Here is a 16,514-nt window from a genome sequence, read left to right on the forward strand (position 1 = left end):
ACATGGGTGAACGTAGAGGTTACATCTCCGGTGTGAGGGATCAGGAAGATGAAGAGTTTCCGCGATTGCTCGTTTCACTGCCATCCGGCTTCTCGTGTTTGATGCTGTCGGGTATCGGGATACTGTCCGGATATGAATCCTCAACAAACAGACCAAAATCCTCATCAATGTCGCGTTCGGTCACTAAACGCGGGTTCTCGTCAGGATGCTTCTTCATCGGCTGTTCCTCCTATTAAATCTAGTCTTTGAAATGGTTGGCTAGTATAAGAACTGATAGCTCGACCCATACTGTTTTACTATAAAAGATGTTGTATGGGAGGCATAGGCATGGAAAGAAAGGGAAACATATTAACAGCACTCATATGGGGTACCTTGATCGGCATCCTGCTGTGGATGTCATTTCTCGGCTGGCTGGATATCATATTCGGAAAATAGAGGATCATACCCATACAAGTATAAGACCCGCCTTCCTATTAGGAGAGGCGGGTTTAGCAGGTTTAGTCGTCCTCACCATGGCTGCCGTTTAGTAGATCGGTACCGTGCATCTGTTCCGTCGGCGGGGCAGCTGGGTCCACCGGACTGTTAGCGGCTATTGCGTCCGCATCCGGTACATCCTCCAGCGGCTGGTACTCATCTTCTTCGGACGGGTAATTCGTAAAAATGTCCTGATTTAAAAACGCAGTTCCGCTGCCGGTTAATGAAGCGTCAGCTGCAAGCCGCCGCTCTGTATCGCCGGAGTATTGACCGATAATTTCGTCTCCGGGGCGAGAAGGGGGCTCACCTTCGACGGCTCGCCATTCCCGATCCGTTACATCATCTGCGACATCGCGAATGTAAGTTTCATCGACTGGTCGATCCCGTTCGATCCGGTCTGCTTCAGCCAGTCCCGAGGAGGAAAAGCTTCTCTCGTCGGCAATGGTCCGCTGATCGGGATCGGCACCGGTCGCTTCCCATGCATCGATGGCACTGTGATCCGGGTTCAAACGTTCTTCCGGTTTCGCATCCGCAGGCGCAGCTTCATTCTGATCGTAGGCGATGTGGTCTGCGTCTTCGCTGCTAAGGCTTTGCTCCGTGTAGGTGTTGACGTCTCTCAGATCATCTTGTGGAATCATATCCGTATCCTCGACTCTCCGTTTGGCCTCGAATTCCAAATATGTTAAATCTGCCAGCGTATTACGGTTATTTTCGTCTCGCATATGGTCCATCTCCTTCCATGAGCTCAAATACAATAGGTTTCTATACTTCGACTTTACCCGCTGAATCAAGAATGAATCGTGGATTCCTTCAGGTTATGATAAACCAAACAAGTTTTTATCTTTCCCTGTCATTTGCCTTATTATGAAAATTTTCAACTTGGAAAAATGGACGAAATTCAAGACAAACGGGAGAAAATGAATGATATCGTGGGATAGGTTCCTAAAATTGAATAATGAAATTTTGAAATGATCCCGTTATAATCGAAAAAGTGATTATCGGACCAGGACAATTCTGAGAGTGGATTGTCAAACCAATACAATAGAACAGGAAGTGATCAGGACTTTGTTTCAATGGATTAAACAAGGCTTCTTTGGCAACTCGCGCAGGGATATTTTGTCAGGATTGACGGTAGCGTTCGCTCTCATACCGGAAGCGATCGCATTTTCCATCATGGCGGGCGTCGATCCCATGGTTGGACTCTATGCCTCTTTCGTGATAGCAGTCAGTATTTCATTTTTTGGGGGCCGTCCCGGCATGATCTCCGCAGCAACAGGGGCCATGGCGTCATTAATGGGACCGCTCGTGGCGATGCACGGGATCGAGTATTTGTATGCGGCAACCATTCTTACGGGTATTTTGCAATTGTTGATGGGGGCACTCAAATTCGGGCGGTTTATTACGTTTGTTCCCCAGCCGGTCATCACCGGATTCGTGAACTCGCTGGCCATCATCATATTTCTGGCCCAGCTTCCGAATTTCAAGGGCGAGTCGTGGCCCATGTACTTGATGGTCATCGGAACGCTGCTTATTATCTACTTGCTGCCGCTGGTTACCAAAGCGGTTCCGTCGGCGCTTGTTGCCATCATCGTGATGACCATCATCGCGGTGTGGTTCAAAGCTCCTGTGCAAACGGTGGGCGACATGGGCAACATTACGCAGACTCTTCCGTTCTTCCACATTCCGAATGTAACCATTAGTTTGGATATGATCATGACGATATTGCCAATATCTCTGGCTCTTGCTGTCGTCGGGATGACGGAATCGCTGCTGACGGCGTCGCTCGTGGATGAGATGACGGAGACCGGCAGCGACAAGAACCGCGAAATTCGCGGTCAGGGTGTTTCCAACGTGATCACTGGTTTTTTCGGCGGCATGGCCGGCTGCGCCATGATCGGACAGACGGTGATTAATGTGAAATCGGGCGGTCGCACCCGGTTATCAACGCTGGTGTCCGGTGTGTTCCTGCTGTTTCTCATCATTGTGCTCGGCGATGTCGTGAAACAAATTCCGATGGCAGCGCTTGTCGGGGTTATGTTTATGGTTTCCATCGGTACGTTTGAATGGGGATCGCTTCGCACGCTTCACCGTGTTCCGCTGGGTGATGCCATTGTCATGCTGGCAACGGTAATCATCGTGGTGGCAACGCATAATCTGGCCATCGGGGTCATGATCGGAATTATTTTAAGCGCGCTGAATTTCGGCTGGAAAATGGCAAAAATCCATGCCGTACCGCATGTGCAGCCAAACGGTACGAAGGTATACGAAATCCGGGGACCGTTATTTTTCGGAACGATGATGTATTTTGTAAACCTGTTTGATGTGAATGAGGACCCAGAGCAGGTCGTGATTGATTTTTCCAAATCCCATGTATGGGATCAGTCAGCCACGAATGCCATTTCCAAGGTATTGAATAAGTACAAGGAAGCGGGTAAAGACATCAGGCTTGTGGGGTTGAACGATGAAAGTCAGCGGATGGTTGATAAAGTCGGCATTGCTTCAAGCTCCACGCACTAGAGGTGTAAGGGATTGCTTTTAACCTTAGGGTTAAGGGCGATCCCTTTTCATTTGCCAATATGTAATAAAAAATTTACAAACGGAACAGACGTTTCATGTTATATTGATTGTAAATGAACACGAAGTTTGTCGAATCAGCCGGACGGAGAAGATGCGGACTTTTATTGACTATAGACGGTTAGAGGTGCTGACTAGATGAAGGATATGCCCAAATCCATATTCCTGCTTCTGCTGGTGGTACCGTTGCTGCTGATTATATCGACCATATCACCGGGAAAATCGGACGCAAAGAGTCCTCAAATCGTGATATCCGATTGGCAGTTTATGTGGGATAGCGAACAACAGGAGGTTGTTTCGCCGGTCAACCTGCAGGGACGAAGTTGGTTGGCGGGAATACCAGACAAGAAGGGACCCCCCGAGTCAGATGGGGTGTATTCAGCATGGAATCGTTTTACTTTACCGGCTCTCCCTTGGAAACATTCGGCCATCATGATTGACCGCATCAAGGGACAGGATGTTTTGGCTTTCTTGGAGAATGAACAGGTGTATGAAGCCAAGCGAGACTATATGTACACGAATCATTCTCTTCTGCTTCCGGTTTATCCGGATGATGCCGGCAAGACCGTTTATATATGGACGAACGGCGTCAGGGATATGACGTTAGGCATCGAAGGCGATATTATACTTGGCGAATATGAGCATTTGCGTGGAAGCTTTATCAAGAATGACCTGGAAGATTTCATATTGGGCAGCTCGTTTCTGTTTATTGCGGTGGTCATGTTCTTTTGCTGCTTGTTCCTTCCGAAGCATACGGTATCCAGCTGGCTGTCGCTTAGCTTGGTTATTCTGGCAAGCGGGGCTATGCTTATTACGTATTCACCGTTCCTATACACTTTCTATGGAGATCTAGGCAGCGTGTGGGTCTCAGTGTTTGATATTTCACTCTTCGCCGTACTGCCGGCGCTGTATTACTATTTTGAGAATATATATGGTCCCGGTCCCTATCGAGTCATTCGCTACTGCCGAAGATTTCAAATAGCCTATTCCGTCATATGCCTGATATTTCTAGTTGCCCATGTGGTCAGCCATCATTCATTTTACGAGATCTACTATTTGGTTTCGGTGAAGATCCTGGGTATTCTGATTATCCTGCAGATGCTGCTGCTGGTCGGTACTACGATTCTGTATGCTTCCAAGCGGAACAAGGACGCTTATATCTTTTCTGTAGGCTTCGGGATAATGGCGTTAGCGACGCTCGGAGATCTGCTGGCTTTTTATTACCATGACGGGCAATATCATTTCTTTTTATGGAAGTGGGGCATTATCGGAATGATTGTCTCCTTGATCGTCATGCTGGGCCGTAAATTCGTCCGCAGCCATGAGCAAGTGCTGCAGTATTCCAGGAAACTGGAGATGTTTAATAATGAGCTACAGCGATCGGAGAAGATGGAGATCATCAGCGAGCTGGCTGCCTCAGTAGCACACGAGGTTCGTAATCCACTGCAAGTGACACGCGGCTTCATGCAGCTTCTGGCACAGAACACCAAACAGGCGGAGAAGGAGTATTTCGGCCTGGCGCTGAAGGAGCTGGACCGGGCTTCGGGAATCATCACGGATTTCCTCACGTTTGCTAAGCCTGAATTGGAGAACGAGGCCAAGCTGAATGTGTATGAAGAGTTGAAGCATGTAAAAGGCATCCTGCTGCCGCTTGCCAATCTTAGCGGGGGCTCAATCGAGCTGGATAACGCGAAGGAATTATTTATGACAGGTAATTCTTCCAAACTCAAACAAGCAATGATTAATATCGTCAAGAACAGTATAGAAGCACTGGATGGAGAAGGGGTTATTCGCATATGGGCCTATGCTAAGGGAGAAGAAGTGGTCATTCACATCAAAGATAACGGCATCGGAATGGATGCTGCGGATCTTGAGAGACTAGGCGAGGCTTACTTCTCCAATAAGTCCAAAGGGACGGGGCTCGGCTTGATGGTTACCTTTCGAATCATCGAAGCGATGCATGGCACCATTCATTTTGTTAGTGAAAAGGGCAGCGGGACCGAGGCCATTATCCGCTTTCCGGCCGTACCTGCTACGGAGGAAGGGGAAGTATAAATGGAAGAGAGATGCCATACCGGTATCTCTCTTTGTTATATCTATAATAGAAAATTTTATCATTTTTCCGAATATTAGAAGGTGGAAGGTTTTGTTGCATCGAATAACACAGTAAGAGTTTCACTCATTATAATGTTTGAGGTGCGTCAATGAAGTCTGGATGGAGAATCGCTGTGTTCCTGATCATCGTTTTTACTTTAAGCCAGGGGCTCCCCAGGCTTGTCTTTGCCACCGAAGAAACGGCAGTTCGTGCAGCGATTAAGGAGTGGAGAATCCTCTGGTCGGAGTCCCGGGGGATACCGGAGAGCGTGCCCGTCCATATTAATGATTGGATGGAAACTTCGGCCGGTGATGCGAAGCCTTTTAAGCCGCATACTAAGGCATCCGCGTGGATTCATATGAAGATTCCCGAGATCGCATCCACATCCCCTGGCATTTTGATTGACAAGCTCCACGGACAGCAGGTTGCGGTTTATGCGAACCAGGAGAAGATTTACGAATCTACCCGAACGTACAATTATGAGCTTAATTACATCTTGCTTCCTCTGAATCAGAGCATGCTCGGCAAGGACCTTCACATCTGGCTGGAGACCGCTAGAGATCATGTGACGATTGAAGGAAAAATCCTTGTCGGCGATTATCAGGACATGTTTAATCGGTTTATCAAGTCGAATTTAATGGACATCATTCTTGGGAGCGCCTTTATATTTATCGCATTGGTGATGTTGATCTGCGCTATTTTTCTGAATAGAAAATATTTGGTCGCCGTATTATCCCTTTCTTGCATTATTTTATCTGTAGGCATACTGGTGTTTACATACTCCCCGTTTCTTTATACGATTTTTAATCAATATGGCAATATTTACACTCACTTATATGACATCTCATTATTTATCTTACTACCTTCGTTCAGTCTCTTTTTTGAAACCATCTTTGGACCCGGCTGGAAGGGCTTGCTGCGCAAACTCCGCAAGTTCCAGATATTTTACTCGCTGTTTTGCGGGTTGTTTCTGATTGTTAATCAATGGGCTTCGAATCAATGGTTCGATCTGTATTATTTCTTCTCCGTTCATGTTATGGGTGTTGTGATGATCGTTCAATTTGTATTGCTGGTCGGAAGCTCCATGTATTATGCCGTTAAGGGTAATAAGGACGCTGTTATTTTTAATGCAGGCTTTGCGGTCTTCGCAGTTGTGGGCTTAAGCGAGCTGCTGCAATTTTTCCTCACCCGTGGCAGCTACAATCTCTTCCTCTGGAAATGGGGGATTGTCAGCTTCATTATTGCCTTGATTGTCATTCTCGGACGGCATTTTGCCAAAAACCACGAACGGATTCTTCAATACTCCAAGGAGCTTGAGATGTTCAACAATGAACTGCAGCGATCGGAGAAAATGGAGATCATCAGTGAGCTTGCAGCATCGGTTGCGCATGAGGTTCGTAACCCGCTGCAAGTTACGCGGGGATTCCTGCAGCTTCTCACTGGAAAAGCCCAAGCCACGGAACGCGAATATTTGGATTTGGCTCTGGTGGAATTGGACCGTGCATCCGGCATTATTACGGATTTCTTGACCTTTGCCAAACCGGAATTCGGCAAAGACACCGTGCTTCGGGTTTCGGAGGAGTTTAAGCATATCGAAGGCATACTTGGTCCGCTTGCCCACCTCCAAGGAGGCAGGATTACCGTTGATATTCCGGAGGATATTACGATTCGGGGGAATTCCTCGAAATTTAAGCAGGCTTTTATCAACATTGTTAAGAATAGCATCGAGGCGCTGGGCGAAGAGGGATTGGTTCATATCCGCTGCTATCGCCAGCAGGACCAGGTATTTATTCATGTTGTAGACAATGGCGAAGGGATGGAGCCGGATGTGTTGGCACGGCTGGGGGAGCCTTATTTCTCCAACAAAACCAAGGGCACGGGGCTTGGCCTGATGGTGACCTTCCGAATTATCGAGGCCATGAATGGAGGCATTTATTTTACGAGTAAAAAAGGAGTGGGGACGGATGCTGTCATTACGCTTCCAGCAGCTGGCGAATAATTCGCTAAGCTGCGGCAGCGCTTTGACGGCGATCGTCCCCACTCTTTGTGCCGATTACATCTATTTATGAAATATCCAAGCTGTTATGTAGTCTTTACCAGATGGCTTTTGCTTTGGCTTCTGACTTGATCACGCCTGATGGATTCGGAGGAATGACCAGATACAGCTCGTTAGGGTTCTCTTCAAGCGTTCGAATCTCGATGTGGTCGGGAATCCGTACTCCAAGAACTTCCTTGATGGCGGATTTCGGATCGCTAAGCAATTTTGCCTTAAAGCTAGGATCCTCCCAGGCTTTTTGAATCAATTGTGTTTGAAAGATGGCTTCTGTCGTCATAAGAATCACCCTTTCAAATAAATTGGTTGTTTTTTACTCTTAAAGGATACCATGGAACAAATATAAAATCTATTATTTTTTGCTTAGAATAGACAAGTAATAGTTTAATCCGCCAAAAGAAAGGGTTTCTTTACTGTTTTCGATATGATTCGCTTCGGCTTGAAGCTCGTCCACCATCGTTTGATGAAAGGAGATGAGATGGGGGGCGTCTATATCTATCGATAAGAGATGGGCATGGGTCGCTGCGGCAATGTCTGCATAGGGCTTCAATACATTGTTGATATAGATAGCTTCTTGAACTTCGGTCAGCGTCAGATTTGTGTCGCGCGGTCGTCCCAATTCCGATTTAATGAGAGACAGCAGGCAATTGTAGCTGCCATCTGCAAGATCCTGCTTCCAATCGGTCCAATCGTCCATCATCTGCAAGGTAAGCAAAACATGGTTCATCACATCATTCGTTTGTGGAATGAGTCCTGCTTGATCAGATAAAAGCAATGCTGCCGTGCTTCCCAGCTTTACGGGAGCTGCCTTTTTTGCAACCATGGTAGGGTTGTGCTTGAAGTAATCATCCTGGGTTTCATGGATAACGCCTTCCGACCATTCATGCGTGTAGTTTTTGAAATAAGACCAGAAGTCGGAGTTTGCCGGAAAATAGGGTTGATAGGATGTAAGAAATTCGTAATACAGCAGGTTAGCAAGTGCGAGATGATGTTTCGAATCTGTGGAAGACTGACTGTCATGGGGCGAGTCCATTATGTCGTCTTGAATGAAGTAGTACAACATGCCGATAATGTTGGCCGCTGAGAGGTGTCGGTATACATCGGCGGGGAGTTCGGTCAGTTCTTTCATCCAGAAAGGAAGCAGATAACAAATGTAATTTTTGGAACTGTCCTGCTCGAACACGTCAAACTTTCTCAAGTAGGCAAGACCGATTTCATTCAAGGGAGCAGGGAGCTCGGATAACCTTGCTTCGCAGACTGCGAATGCGGCAGCAAGATCGTCCTCGAACGGCTTGAACCAGTTCATGGAATCACCAACCCTATTCTATTTTTAAGGTACAAGTGCTTACTTGCTATATTAACATGAATATTCAAAAAGTTAAATATTACCAGTCCTATAAACTGGATAAATATGAGATTCCTGATGCTGTGGGGAGGCCTATTACAGACGGTGCTTCGGATTTTTTTGTTTGATTATGGCGACTGGCGTTTAAGTTAGGAATGTACAGCGATAACCGAAAATGACCATTAGGAGGAATTCATATGACTCAGAAAATTGTAGGAGCTTTTCGGACGGAGCAGGAAGCAACCCGGGCCATTGAGGAACTAAAGCAGCAAGGTTTCAGAGCCGATGAAATCTCTGTCATTGCCAAAGATCGCGGAGAATCTTCTCATATTCAGGAGGAGACCGGCACCAAGGCACCTGAGGGGTTGGCATCCGGTGCGGCTACAGGCGGTGTACTAGGCGGTGTAACCGGATTGCTGGCCGGCTTAGGTGCATTGGCCATTCCAGGCATTGGTCCGATCATCGCGGCTGGCCCGATCGCAGCAACCCTTACGGGAGCAGCCGTTGGCGCCGGCGCGGGCGGATTGGTAGGTGGTCTGATTGGCCTCGGAATTCCGGAAGAGCAAGCCGAGGAATATGGGGGCTATGTAGATGAAGGCCATATTCTGGTCATGGTGGATGCAGATGAAACGAACGGTGGCCGGGTATATGATATATTCCGCAGCAATAGCGCCCTTAATGAACATCATTACCGTGAGGAAGGTACCTATAGCGGTTCCGGTGCGCCGGTAGATTCACGCTCCGAAGCAGCGGCTGCCACGGAGGATGCGGTTCCGGACCCTAATCTGTATCAAGGTTATGGTGATGGTAATGGCGGTGCCATAAGTCCGGAGCGGGATGAGATCTCGAAGAGACGGTAAAGGTCATTTATAGATATGGATTAACAATAATAAACCGCCCGGGATGAACCGGGCGGTTTATTTATGCGCGTTAGCGAGTGTTTAGCGCTTACTGCTCTGTCTTTGCGCTCCCCTCGGCCCGTAACCGGGACCGCCAGGACCGTGCCCGTGTCCGGGACCACCAGGACCGCCTGGATGCCACGGACCCGGACCGTGTCCCGGTCCGCCAGGATGCCATGGGCCATGTCCATGCCCGTGTCCAGGAAATCCGTGACCGGGATATCCCGGATAAAACGGAGGGAAAGGATAGACCGGATAATAAGGTGGATAGTATGGATAAGGATAGAACGGGTATCCGGGGAAGGGCCCTGGAATACCCAGGATTGTTTGGGATTGCAGGCCTCTTTTAGGATGATGACTCAAGCCATGCACCTCTTTCTATCAGATAGGTTATTTCATCCTATGTAGAAGCGGAGAAGAAGGGCACATATCCTGTTAAAAATAGGCGAACGACCATCGATGGTATGAATAGCAGCGGTATGTACTGTCGGGTAATAAATTCAGATCTATAACCTAGCAAATAAAAAGGGTGCAAATGACCTTCCCGCTAGGGGAAGGATCAATGCACCTTCAGTATCTGCGTCAAATATATTGAAGACCCGCTGTGTATGGAAGAGGGACAGGTTCAAAGGTTACGCTTCCGTTAGCCCGGTAAGAGGATTCCGGATCAAACAGGATCGAGAGCAAACCCTCATCATCCAGTTCCAATACTTCATTGTTCAAGGCAAGACGGTAAGGACCATGCTCGCCATCTGCCTGAATCAACCCCTCAGGCAGCGCGGGAGCCAGCTGACGGAGCAGTTCCGGGCCGCTAACCAAATACACGGTCCCCTCATTCTGAATATATTCAGGCTTGATGCCGGCAGATTGGATTAACGCTGCCAGCTCTTTATCCTGCCAAGGCAGTGGAACGGTTAGCTCTGACAGGTTGAAGGAGGAGATCGCCTCGGCTATGACCAGCGCAGCCGCTTCAGGGCTTCCCCCCCATTCTACAAGGGTAGATTCTCTCGAAGGAGTCATCACAGCTCCGGGTACGGCGATGATGGCAAATGCAGTCAACACGCCGTCTTCTTTGGCAACAAGCACCTGCTGTTCAAGGCGGATTACGTTGGAGTAGGCGCTCGCACCCAGCAGCTTGTTAAGCTCCGAAGCCGTGGTAACATAACCGGCTTCCCGCTGTTCCATTAGCCTTTGAAGGTGGAATAAATCCTGCGGCTGCATTGCCCGGATGCGCACATGTTTTCCCGTTACCGCCCGTAAGGGCTCAATGACGGCCCTGTCTAGACGGAACCGGAGTGCCCGGCCGAACAAACGGCTGCCTGCCCGGGTATACAGGGATCTGCCGCCAGAAATAAGGATTAAGGATGCCCCCGAAGCTTCGCCATGACGGATACACTGTTCGAGGAGACTGCCTGCGAGTCGCTGACCCCGGTATTCCGGATCTGTGCAGACGGAGCCGATGGAATAGACATTTAAACGAGCACCGCGAGTTTGAATGGTAAATGGTACGAATCCCATGAATGAAACGAGTTTCTCTTGATCCCATGCACCGTAGGAATGGCTGATTCCCGGCGAGAATATCGGAGGAAAGGATACCCCCATAGAAGGCTGTTCCGGCTGCTTCAGAAATATACGGTCTGACAGCTCAACAGCTTGATGTAGTTGATCGCTTTTCATAATAGAAATGTTCACTCGATTGACGCCTCCCCTATGTATGTCGCTTGTTACCAGTATAAAGTCATTGGGCGTGGAATTTCCAGTAAACGTTTGCAAATTTATTGTCTGTCCAGCTCCGCCGTTAATCTTTGACCGATGGAGCACTTACTGTGTGCGAGGAAGCGATGATTTTCGGGTAATATAATGTACGAATCTGACGCACCGGAGGGATGAGCTTGCCAAGTTTTGTTGATTCCATGATTTTATTATGCGGCGCCTTGCTAGTGACAGGTGTATTGACCACAAAATTTTCTTCTCGCTTCGGCATGCCCGCCCTGGTGCTGTTTATTGCCATCGGGATGATTCTCAGCCGCTTCATTTATTACGATAATGCGGAGCTCACACAGCTGGTCGGCATATTTGCGTTGATTGTCATATTGTTTCAGGGCGGGATGCAGACCGATTTCAAAGAAATCAAGCCGGTTATGGGGACGGCCATTTCACTTGCAACGATAGGTGTCTTGCTGACAACGGTTGTCGTCGGAATATGCGCTGCATTCATTCTGGATATTTCGTTACAAGAGGGGCTGTTAATTGGCGCGATTGTTGGTTCGACGGACGCGGCGGCCGTCTTCTCGGTTCTCGGCGGCACGAATTTGAAGAAACGGATTCGAATGACGCTGGAGGCTGAATCCGGAAGCAATGATCCGATGGCGGTATTTCTAACCGTGTCCCTAATCGAATGGATCGAATACCCGGAACTGAATTTGATTGGTCTTATTTTTTCGTTCGTAATGGAGATGGGACTGGGTCTGGTTGTCGGTGTTCTTATCGGAATGCTGGCCGTATATGTGATCAATCGCATCAATTTCGATTCCTCGGGTTTATATCCCGTAACGGCATTGGGATTCGCCGTGATGACTTATGCTGCTGCCGCTTGGCTTGGAGCCAGCGGTTTGCTCGCCGTTTACGTTATGGCTTTGCTGCTCGGCAATACCGAGCTGACATACCGCAAGACGATTCAGGCATTTAACCAAGGTTTCGCCTGGATGATGCAGATCGTCATGTTTGTGCTGCTCGGGCTGCTTGTTTTCCCGAATGAGCTGTCGGAGGTCGTATGGCAAGGGCTGTTATTGTCCCTGATTCTCATATTTATGGCCAGGCCGATCGGCGTGTTCAGCAGCCTGTTGTTTACCAAATTTGACATGCGGGAGAAAATATTAATTTCATGGGCGGGCCTTCGCGGGGCCGTACCGATCGTCCTGGCTACATATCCCGTTCTGGCAGGAATCAAGCACGGAGAATTGTTTTTTAATGTCGTGTTCTTTGTTGTGTTGACCTCAGCGGTGATCCAAGGCACCACGATCTCTCCGCTCACGCAAATGCTTTCGCTGGTGGAGAAGGATAAGGGCAAAGCACCGACTTTATTAGAGTTAATGGCTCTTGGAAAAACGGACTCCGAGATCAACCATATTCTGGTGGATGGGGAGATGCCCATTATCGGCAAGGAGATTCAGCAGCTGAATCTGCCGGACGATATCCTCTTTACGGCTATTATTCGGGAGAGGCGTATCATTACGCCTAAGGGGAGTACGGTCATTGAGGCAGGGGATACTTTGTATGTGATGAATCCCAAGCAAAAGCGGAAAGAAATGAAAACGATCCTGGGGTTGTCTTAGGCTTTTTTGCAACTGGAGAATATGATGCCCATCATAGCAGTTGATCTTAAAAATAAATTAGGATAGGTATAAATAGGAGGTAATTTCTTCATCCTATCTTCATCTGTTAAGTTTCCGATTCCCTTTGCAAAAGAGACAAGAATCTGTTATGATTAATACAAGGATTTAGAATAAGTCTAAATACAATAATAAAGGAGACGATATAGATGAGTAACTTAACCCAACAAACACAAGGAACGACAACCAATGAACTTCAACAAATTTTGAACACGCAGGTAGCCAACTGGAGTATGCTTGGCGTGAAGCTTCACCACTATCACTGGTATGTGAAAGGTCCTCAGTTCTACATGCTGCACGAGAAATTCGAGGAACTGTACAACACAGCAGCTGGTTATGTGGATGAGCTGGCAGAGCGTATGCTGGCCATTGGCGGCAAACCGGCAGCCAGTATGGCGCAATATCTGAACCTGGCCACGCTGCAAGAGGTTTCTAATGAGAACACGGCTGAACAGATGGTCGGACAGCTGGTTGCGGATTTCGAACAGCTTGCCGGTGAACTGAAGGCGGGGATCGAAGCCGCAGATCAAGAAGGGGACGACGCTACATCCGATCTGTTGACCGGCATGGTCAGCGACGTACAGAAGCATACCTGGATGCTGAATGCCTTCTTGGGTAAATAATTTCACATCTGTATGCTTGCCGTCGCATAACGGATTGCGAAAATAAAGAGTGAGATCGACCTGATTGGGGTTGCTCTCTTTTTTTTGTTAACCTTGCGTGTGATGTTGTAAGATTAAATTTGAAATTTATTGCGTCTTTCTTCAATGAACTGCGTATACAGTTTATAGTTACTTTTAATGTTGAATAGGAGTAGTGAGGATGACAGAGATGGAATCACGACAACAGCTGGAGTCGCAGCTTCAAGAGATTTTGAAATGGGAGAAAGAGCAGAAGGATGTCATGTTCTGGGAGAAGCTCGGAAGAATCCCTTTCATGCTGCTGGATCGCCTCACGCCCAAGGCTGTTCAAGAGAAAATCGGAAGCGCCTTGAATGAGGTAGGCGGATTTATTCAGAGTGGCGGGAAGCATCTGGTTCGCGAGAAGTCGGTTATGAACGTTCTGGCACAGGCAGCGGGATTGGACGGTCCGAATGCGGTTTCCGGCCCTTCCGTAAAGTCCGCTCAGGAGGAATCCATAGAAGATGAGAACGAAGTGGAGGTGGCGGCGACTTCCGGGCTTACGCTGGCATCTGCCGCGAAGTTGCCGCTCCAAGTCATGGATACTGCAGCGGATACGCTGACGGTAAAACGAGTCAAATTCGCCGCAGCGCAAGGAGCAGCCACGGGAATCGGGGGCATATTTACGATTGCGGCCGATCTGCCGATGGTGCTTGGTCAATCGCTCAAGGTGCTGCAGGAGATGGCGCTTTGTTACGGTTATGATCCGAACGATCCCCGGGAGCGGGTGTTTATCGTGAAGTGCTTGCAGTTTGCATCTGCCGATATCGTGGGAAAAAAAGCGGTGCTCGAGGAACTCGCCACTTTTGATGATGAACAAATGACAGAGCAGGTATTCTCACAACTGCAGGGTTGGCGTGAAGTCGTTCAGTCTTATACCGATAACTTCGGGATGAAGAAGCTGTTTCAGCTGATTCCGATAGCCGGGATTGTATTCGGTTCGATCAGCAACAAAGGGACGATCAGCGATGTGGCCGAAGCGGGGAAAATGCTGTATAAGAAGCGGCGTCTGAATTACCGGCTTAAGAATATGGAATATCCCCTGTAATCGTTTAGTCCTCCTGATAAAATGACAAATAAAGGGTTGCCCACCTTAGGTGGGCAACCCTTTTCATCATCATTATGGAAAATAGAACTGACATCATTCAGGAAAAAGGCTACCTATCGGTTGTCCACTTTTTCCGGATAGAGATCATGATTCATCAGACGGTTCGCAGCGATCTCCTCGTATTTGGTCCCCGGACGACCGTAATTGCAATACGGGTCGATGGAAATGCCGCCCCGCGGGGTAAATTTGCCCCATACCTCGATATATCTCGGATCCATCAGTTTGATGAGGTCATTCATGATGATGTTGACGCAGTCCTCATGAAAGTCCCCATGATTGCGGAAGCTGAACAGGTACAGCTTCAAGGACTTGCTCTCCACCATCTTGATATCCGGAATGTAGCTGATGTAGATAGTCGCAAAGTCCGGCTGCCCTGTAATCGGGCATAAGCTTGTAAATTCGGGACAGTTGAATTTGACAAAATAGTCGCGGTAAGGATGCTTGTTGTCAAAGCTCTCCAAAATGCCGGGATCATATTCAAACGTGTATTTCGTGCCTTGGTTGCCGAGCAGGGTAACGTCTTCCATTTCTTCTTTTTGTCTTCCAGCCATATAAGGTAGCTCCTTTATTAAAATGAATAAATGCTCAATAAGGCGTAGCGAATTTTTTATGATACCGTCACACGCCGCGTTTATTGCCCCAAACGAGGGTGTGCAATTGCGGCAGGACACGCACATCGTTCAACCGATCGGATTGCATGACGGCATCGACAAGCAACTCGTATCGATCCAGCAGATGGGAGACCAGCGAAGTGGTATCGCCTGTACCTACATCGGGATTACCGGTCTGCAAATAAAACGGCACGTTCGGGTATCGCTCATGGACCGTTTCCGCATAGCTTAGGTCTTTATCGTCAAATACGACAACCTTGAGGCTGAAGGATCTGCCGGGCGCCCGAGCGGACAGCCTGGAGACGATATCATCGAGCTTGCCCCAGTCCGTATCCATACCTGAGCTTGGCGGCTTGGGGGAGATGGTGACCTCATCAATGTCATTCAGCCAATCCTGCCAGCGTGAACCTTGGGTCTCCACGGCAACGGTAATTCCATGTCGGTGCAGCTCATCCACAAGCGTGCCGAGCTGCGAGAGAAGAGCGGGATTGCCGCCGGACAGGGTGACATGATCGAAGCGCTCACCGCCCAGCCGGTACAGCTCTTGCCAGATTTCGCCCGCATTCATGCGCGAAATGGTGTCCTTGGCGGATCCGTCCCACGTAAACGCGGAGTCGCACCAGGAGCAGCGATAGTCGCAGCCCGCCGTACGAACGAACATGGTCTTGCGGCCAACGACCATGCCTTCACCTTGAACAGTAGGACCGAAAATCTCCATCACGGGAATTGGACGGTCCACTGCTATGACCGGGGAGGAGGCAGTTGAATCGTTCTCAGGCTGTACATGTACGTTATTCATCGATCATCCACTCCCGTCTGACCTCAGCGTAACTGGTCGGCGTCTCGAACAGGCGGACGAATTCGGTTCGTGTGCCTTGTTGCTCGTGCGATTCTCTGCTGCGGAGGGATTCTTCCATTTTTTCAAACAGCCAGACCACCATGTTTTCCGCTGTTGTGTTCATTGGCGGCAGGGTCTCGTTCAAGTAACGGTGATCCAGATAAGGCTCAATGTCCGTTTTCCAGCAATCCTTAATGTCCCCGAAATCCACGGTGATGCCCACTTCATTGGGAGTACCGCTGATACCAAAGACCACTTTGTATGTGTGGCCATGCAGGTTCTTGCATTTTCCCTCATAGCAATGCAGATGATGGGCAGCATCAAAGGTAAACTCCTTGGAGACAAGCACCCGCTTCCGATGGTAACGCAGGCTTCCGGCATCGATGTCCTCGCCAAGCTTTTGCAGATGCTCTACAATGCGGAAAGCCCCGGGCTCGCGGCTCAT

General features: G+C 48.6%; 16 protein-coding genes. 8 read left to right on the forward strand and 8 right to left on the reverse strand.

The genetic code is table 11. The features are described 5' to 3' along the window. Nucleotides 1–40: 40 nt before the first annotated feature. Both ACQKPA_RS17665 and ACQKPA_RS17670 read right to left on the reverse strand, forming a co-directional pair. Entirely contained in the window at nt 41–217 is a 177-nt protein-coding gene (locus tag ACQKPA_RS17665; protein ID WP_201259445.1) for a hypothetical protein, read from the reverse strand. Nucleotides 218–497: 280 nt separating this feature from the next. Then, entirely contained in the window at nt 498–1,196 is a 699-nt protein-coding gene (locus ACQKPA_RS17670; RefSeq protein WP_427493878.1) for a hypothetical protein, read from the reverse strand. A 343-nt stretch (nt 1,197–1,539) separates the two neighbouring features. On the opposite strand from ACQKPA_RS17670, the gene ACQKPA_RS17675 reads away from it, so the two are divergent. The 3 genes from ACQKPA_RS17675 to ACQKPA_RS17685 all read left to right on the forward strand — a co-directional run bounded on the left by ACQKPA_RS17675 (nt 1,540) and on the right by ACQKPA_RS17685 (nt 7,142). After that, complete coding sequence (locus tag ACQKPA_RS17675) at nt 1,540–2,991, forward strand: SulP family inorganic anion transporter (RefSeq protein ID WP_427493879.1); 1,452 nt, start codon at nt 1,540–1,542, stop codon at nt 2,989–2,991. Nucleotides 2,992–3,186: 195 nt separating this feature from the next. Next, entirely contained in the window at nt 3,187–5,103 is a 1,917-nt protein-coding gene (locus tag ACQKPA_RS17680) for an ATP-binding protein (protein WP_427493880.1), read from the forward strand. 149 nt (nt 5,104–5,252) lie between these two features. Beyond that, on the forward strand, nt 5,253–7,142 hold the full coding sequence (locus ACQKPA_RS17685) for an ATP-binding protein (RefSeq protein ID WP_427493881.1): 1,890 nt from the start codon (nt 5,253–5,255) through the stop codon (nt 7,140–7,142). A gap of 94 nt (nt 7,143–7,236) precedes the next feature. Here the strand turns inward: ACQKPA_RS17685 and ACQKPA_RS17690 are convergent, their stop codons facing one another. Both ACQKPA_RS17690 and ACQKPA_RS17695 read right to left on the reverse strand, forming a co-directional pair. Beyond that, the gene (locus tag ACQKPA_RS17690) at nt 7,237–7,476 is read right to left on the reverse strand and encodes an NHLP leader peptide family RiPP precursor (protein ID WP_071223505.1); all 240 of its coding nucleotides are present in this window, start codon (nt 7,474–7,476) and stop codon (nt 7,237–7,239) included. Nucleotides 7,477–7,548: 72 nt separating this feature from the next. Then, nucleotides 7,549–8,502, reverse strand: coding sequence for a hypothetical protein (locus ACQKPA_RS17695; RefSeq protein ID WP_427493882.1), 954 nt, complete (start codon nt 8,500–8,502; stop codon nt 7,549–7,551). A gap of 236 nt (nt 8,503–8,738) precedes the next feature. On the opposite strand from ACQKPA_RS17695, the gene ACQKPA_RS17700 reads away from it, so the two are divergent. Then, nucleotides 8,739–9,401: a general stress protein gene (locus ACQKPA_RS17700; protein ID WP_427493883.1), complete on the forward strand. Its 663-nt coding sequence runs from the start codon at nt 8,739–8,741 to the stop codon at nt 9,399–9,401. 77 nt (nt 9,402–9,478) lie between these two features. Continuing rightward, nucleotides 9,479–9,790, forward strand: coding sequence for a hypothetical protein (locus ACQKPA_RS17705; RefSeq protein ID WP_427493884.1), 312 nt, complete (start codon nt 9,479–9,481; stop codon nt 9,788–9,790). A gap of 232 nt (nt 9,791–10,022) precedes the next feature. Here ACQKPA_RS17705 and ACQKPA_RS17710 read toward each other — a convergent pair whose 3' ends face one another. After that, the gene (locus tag ACQKPA_RS17710) at nt 10,023–11,132 is read right to left on the reverse strand and encodes a GNAT family N-acetyltransferase (RefSeq protein ID WP_427493885.1); all 1,110 of its coding nucleotides are present in this window, start codon (nt 11,130–11,132) and stop codon (nt 10,023–10,025) included. Nucleotides 11,133–11,326: 194 nt separating this feature from the next. Here ACQKPA_RS17710 and ACQKPA_RS17715 point away from each other — a divergent pair, with 194 nt between their 5' ends. The 3 genes from ACQKPA_RS17715 to ACQKPA_RS17725 all read left to right on the forward strand — a co-directional run bounded on the left by ACQKPA_RS17715 (nt 11,327) and on the right by ACQKPA_RS17725 (nt 14,560). Next, nucleotides 11,327–12,775, forward strand: coding sequence for a potassium/proton antiporter (locus ACQKPA_RS17715; RefSeq protein ID WP_427493886.1), 1,449 nt, complete (start codon nt 11,327–11,329; stop codon nt 12,773–12,775). A 206-nt stretch (nt 12,776–12,981) separates the two neighbouring features. Continuing rightward, nucleotides 12,982–13,455, forward strand: coding sequence for a Dps family protein (locus tag ACQKPA_RS17720; protein ID WP_427493887.1), 474 nt, complete (start codon nt 12,982–12,984; stop codon nt 13,453–13,455). A gap of 199 nt (nt 13,456–13,654) precedes the next feature. Continuing rightward, nucleotides 13,655–14,560 carry an EcsC family protein gene (locus ACQKPA_RS17725; RefSeq protein ID WP_427493888.1) on the forward strand — a complete coding sequence of 302 codons (906 nt, stop codon included), beginning with the start codon at nt 13,655–13,657 and terminating at the stop codon, nt 14,558–14,560. Nucleotides 14,561–14,673: 113 nt separating this feature from the next. Here the strand turns inward: ACQKPA_RS17725 and queF are convergent, their stop codons facing one another. The 3 genes from queF to queD all read right to left on the reverse strand — a co-directional run bounded on the left by queF (nt 14,674) and on the right by queD (nt 16,514). Further along, a complete protein-coding gene (gene queF, locus ACQKPA_RS17730) occupies nt 14,674–15,171 on the reverse strand; it encodes a preQ(1) synthase (RefSeq protein WP_009591586.1) in 498 nt (165 codons plus the stop codon). A gap of 67 nt (nt 15,172–15,238) precedes the next feature. Beyond that, nucleotides 15,239–16,030: a 7-carboxy-7-deazaguanine synthase QueE gene (gene queE / locus ACQKPA_RS17735; RefSeq protein ID WP_427493889.1), complete on the reverse strand. Its 792-nt coding sequence runs from the start codon at nt 16,028–16,030 to the stop codon at nt 15,239–15,241. Next, on the reverse strand, nt 16,023–16,514 hold the full coding sequence (queD, locus tag ACQKPA_RS17740) for a 6-carboxytetrahydropterin synthase QueD (protein WP_071223496.1): 492 nt from the start codon (nt 16,512–16,514) through the stop codon (nt 16,023–16,025). Before queD ends, queE begins: the two co-directional genes overlap by 8 nt.

The sequence above is a fragment of the Paenibacillus sp. NPDC093718 genome (genome assembly GCF_050279985.1).
In the GTDB taxonomy this organism is placed as follows: domain Bacteria; phylum Bacillota; class Bacilli; order Paenibacillales; family Paenibacillaceae; genus Paenibacillus_AQ.

What these genes read in the sequence shown, in the direction of transcription:
- ACQKPA_RS17665 (WP_201259445.1), bottom strand. Translation starts at nt 217, where the DNA reads ATGAAGAAGCATCCTGACGAGAACCCGCGTTTAGTGACCGAACGCGAC.
- ACQKPA_RS17670 (WP_427493878.1), bottom strand. Translation starts at nt 1,196, where the DNA reads ATGCGAGACGAAAATAACCGTAATACGCTGGCAGATTTAACATATTTG.
- ACQKPA_RS17680 (WP_427493880.1), top strand. Translation starts at nt 3,187, where the DNA reads ATGAAGGATATGCCCAAATCCATATTCCTGCTTCTGCTGGTGGTACCG.
- ACQKPA_RS17685 (WP_427493881.1), top strand. Translation starts at nt 5,253, where the DNA reads ATGAAGTCTGGATGGAGAATCGCTGTGTTCCTGATCATCGTTTTTACT.
- ACQKPA_RS17690 (WP_071223505.1), bottom strand. Translation starts at nt 7,476, where the DNA reads ATGACGACAGAAGCCATCTTTCAAACACAATTGATTCAAAAAGCCTGG.
- ACQKPA_RS17695 (WP_427493882.1), bottom strand. Translation starts at nt 8,502, where the DNA reads ATGAACTGGTTCAAGCCGTTCGAGGACGATCTTGCTGCCGCATTCGCA.
- ACQKPA_RS17700 (WP_427493883.1), top strand. Translation starts at nt 8,739, where the DNA reads ATGACTCAGAAAATTGTAGGAGCTTTTCGGACGGAGCAGGAAGCAACC.
- ACQKPA_RS17715 (WP_427493886.1), top strand. Translation starts at nt 11,327, where the DNA reads ATGAGCTTGCCAAGTTTTGTTGATTCCATGATTTTATTATGCGGCGCC.
- ACQKPA_RS17720 (WP_427493887.1), top strand. Translation starts at nt 12,982, where the DNA reads ATGAGTAACTTAACCCAACAAACACAAGGAACGACAACCAATGAACTT.
- ACQKPA_RS17725 (WP_427493888.1), top strand. Translation starts at nt 13,655, where the DNA reads ATGACAGAGATGGAATCACGACAACAGCTGGAGTCGCAGCTTCAAGAG.
- queF (WP_009591586.1), bottom strand. Translation starts at nt 15,171, where the DNA reads ATGGCTGGAAGACAAAAAGAAGAAATGGAAGACGTTACCCTGCTCGGC.
- queE (WP_427493889.1), bottom strand. Translation starts at nt 16,030, where the DNA reads ATGAATAACGTACATGTACAGCCTGAGAACGATTCAACTGCCTCCTCC.
- queD (WP_071223496.1), bottom strand. Translation starts at nt 16,514, where the DNA reads ATGAGCCGCGAGCCCGGGGCTTTCCGCATTGTAGAGCATCTGCAAAAG.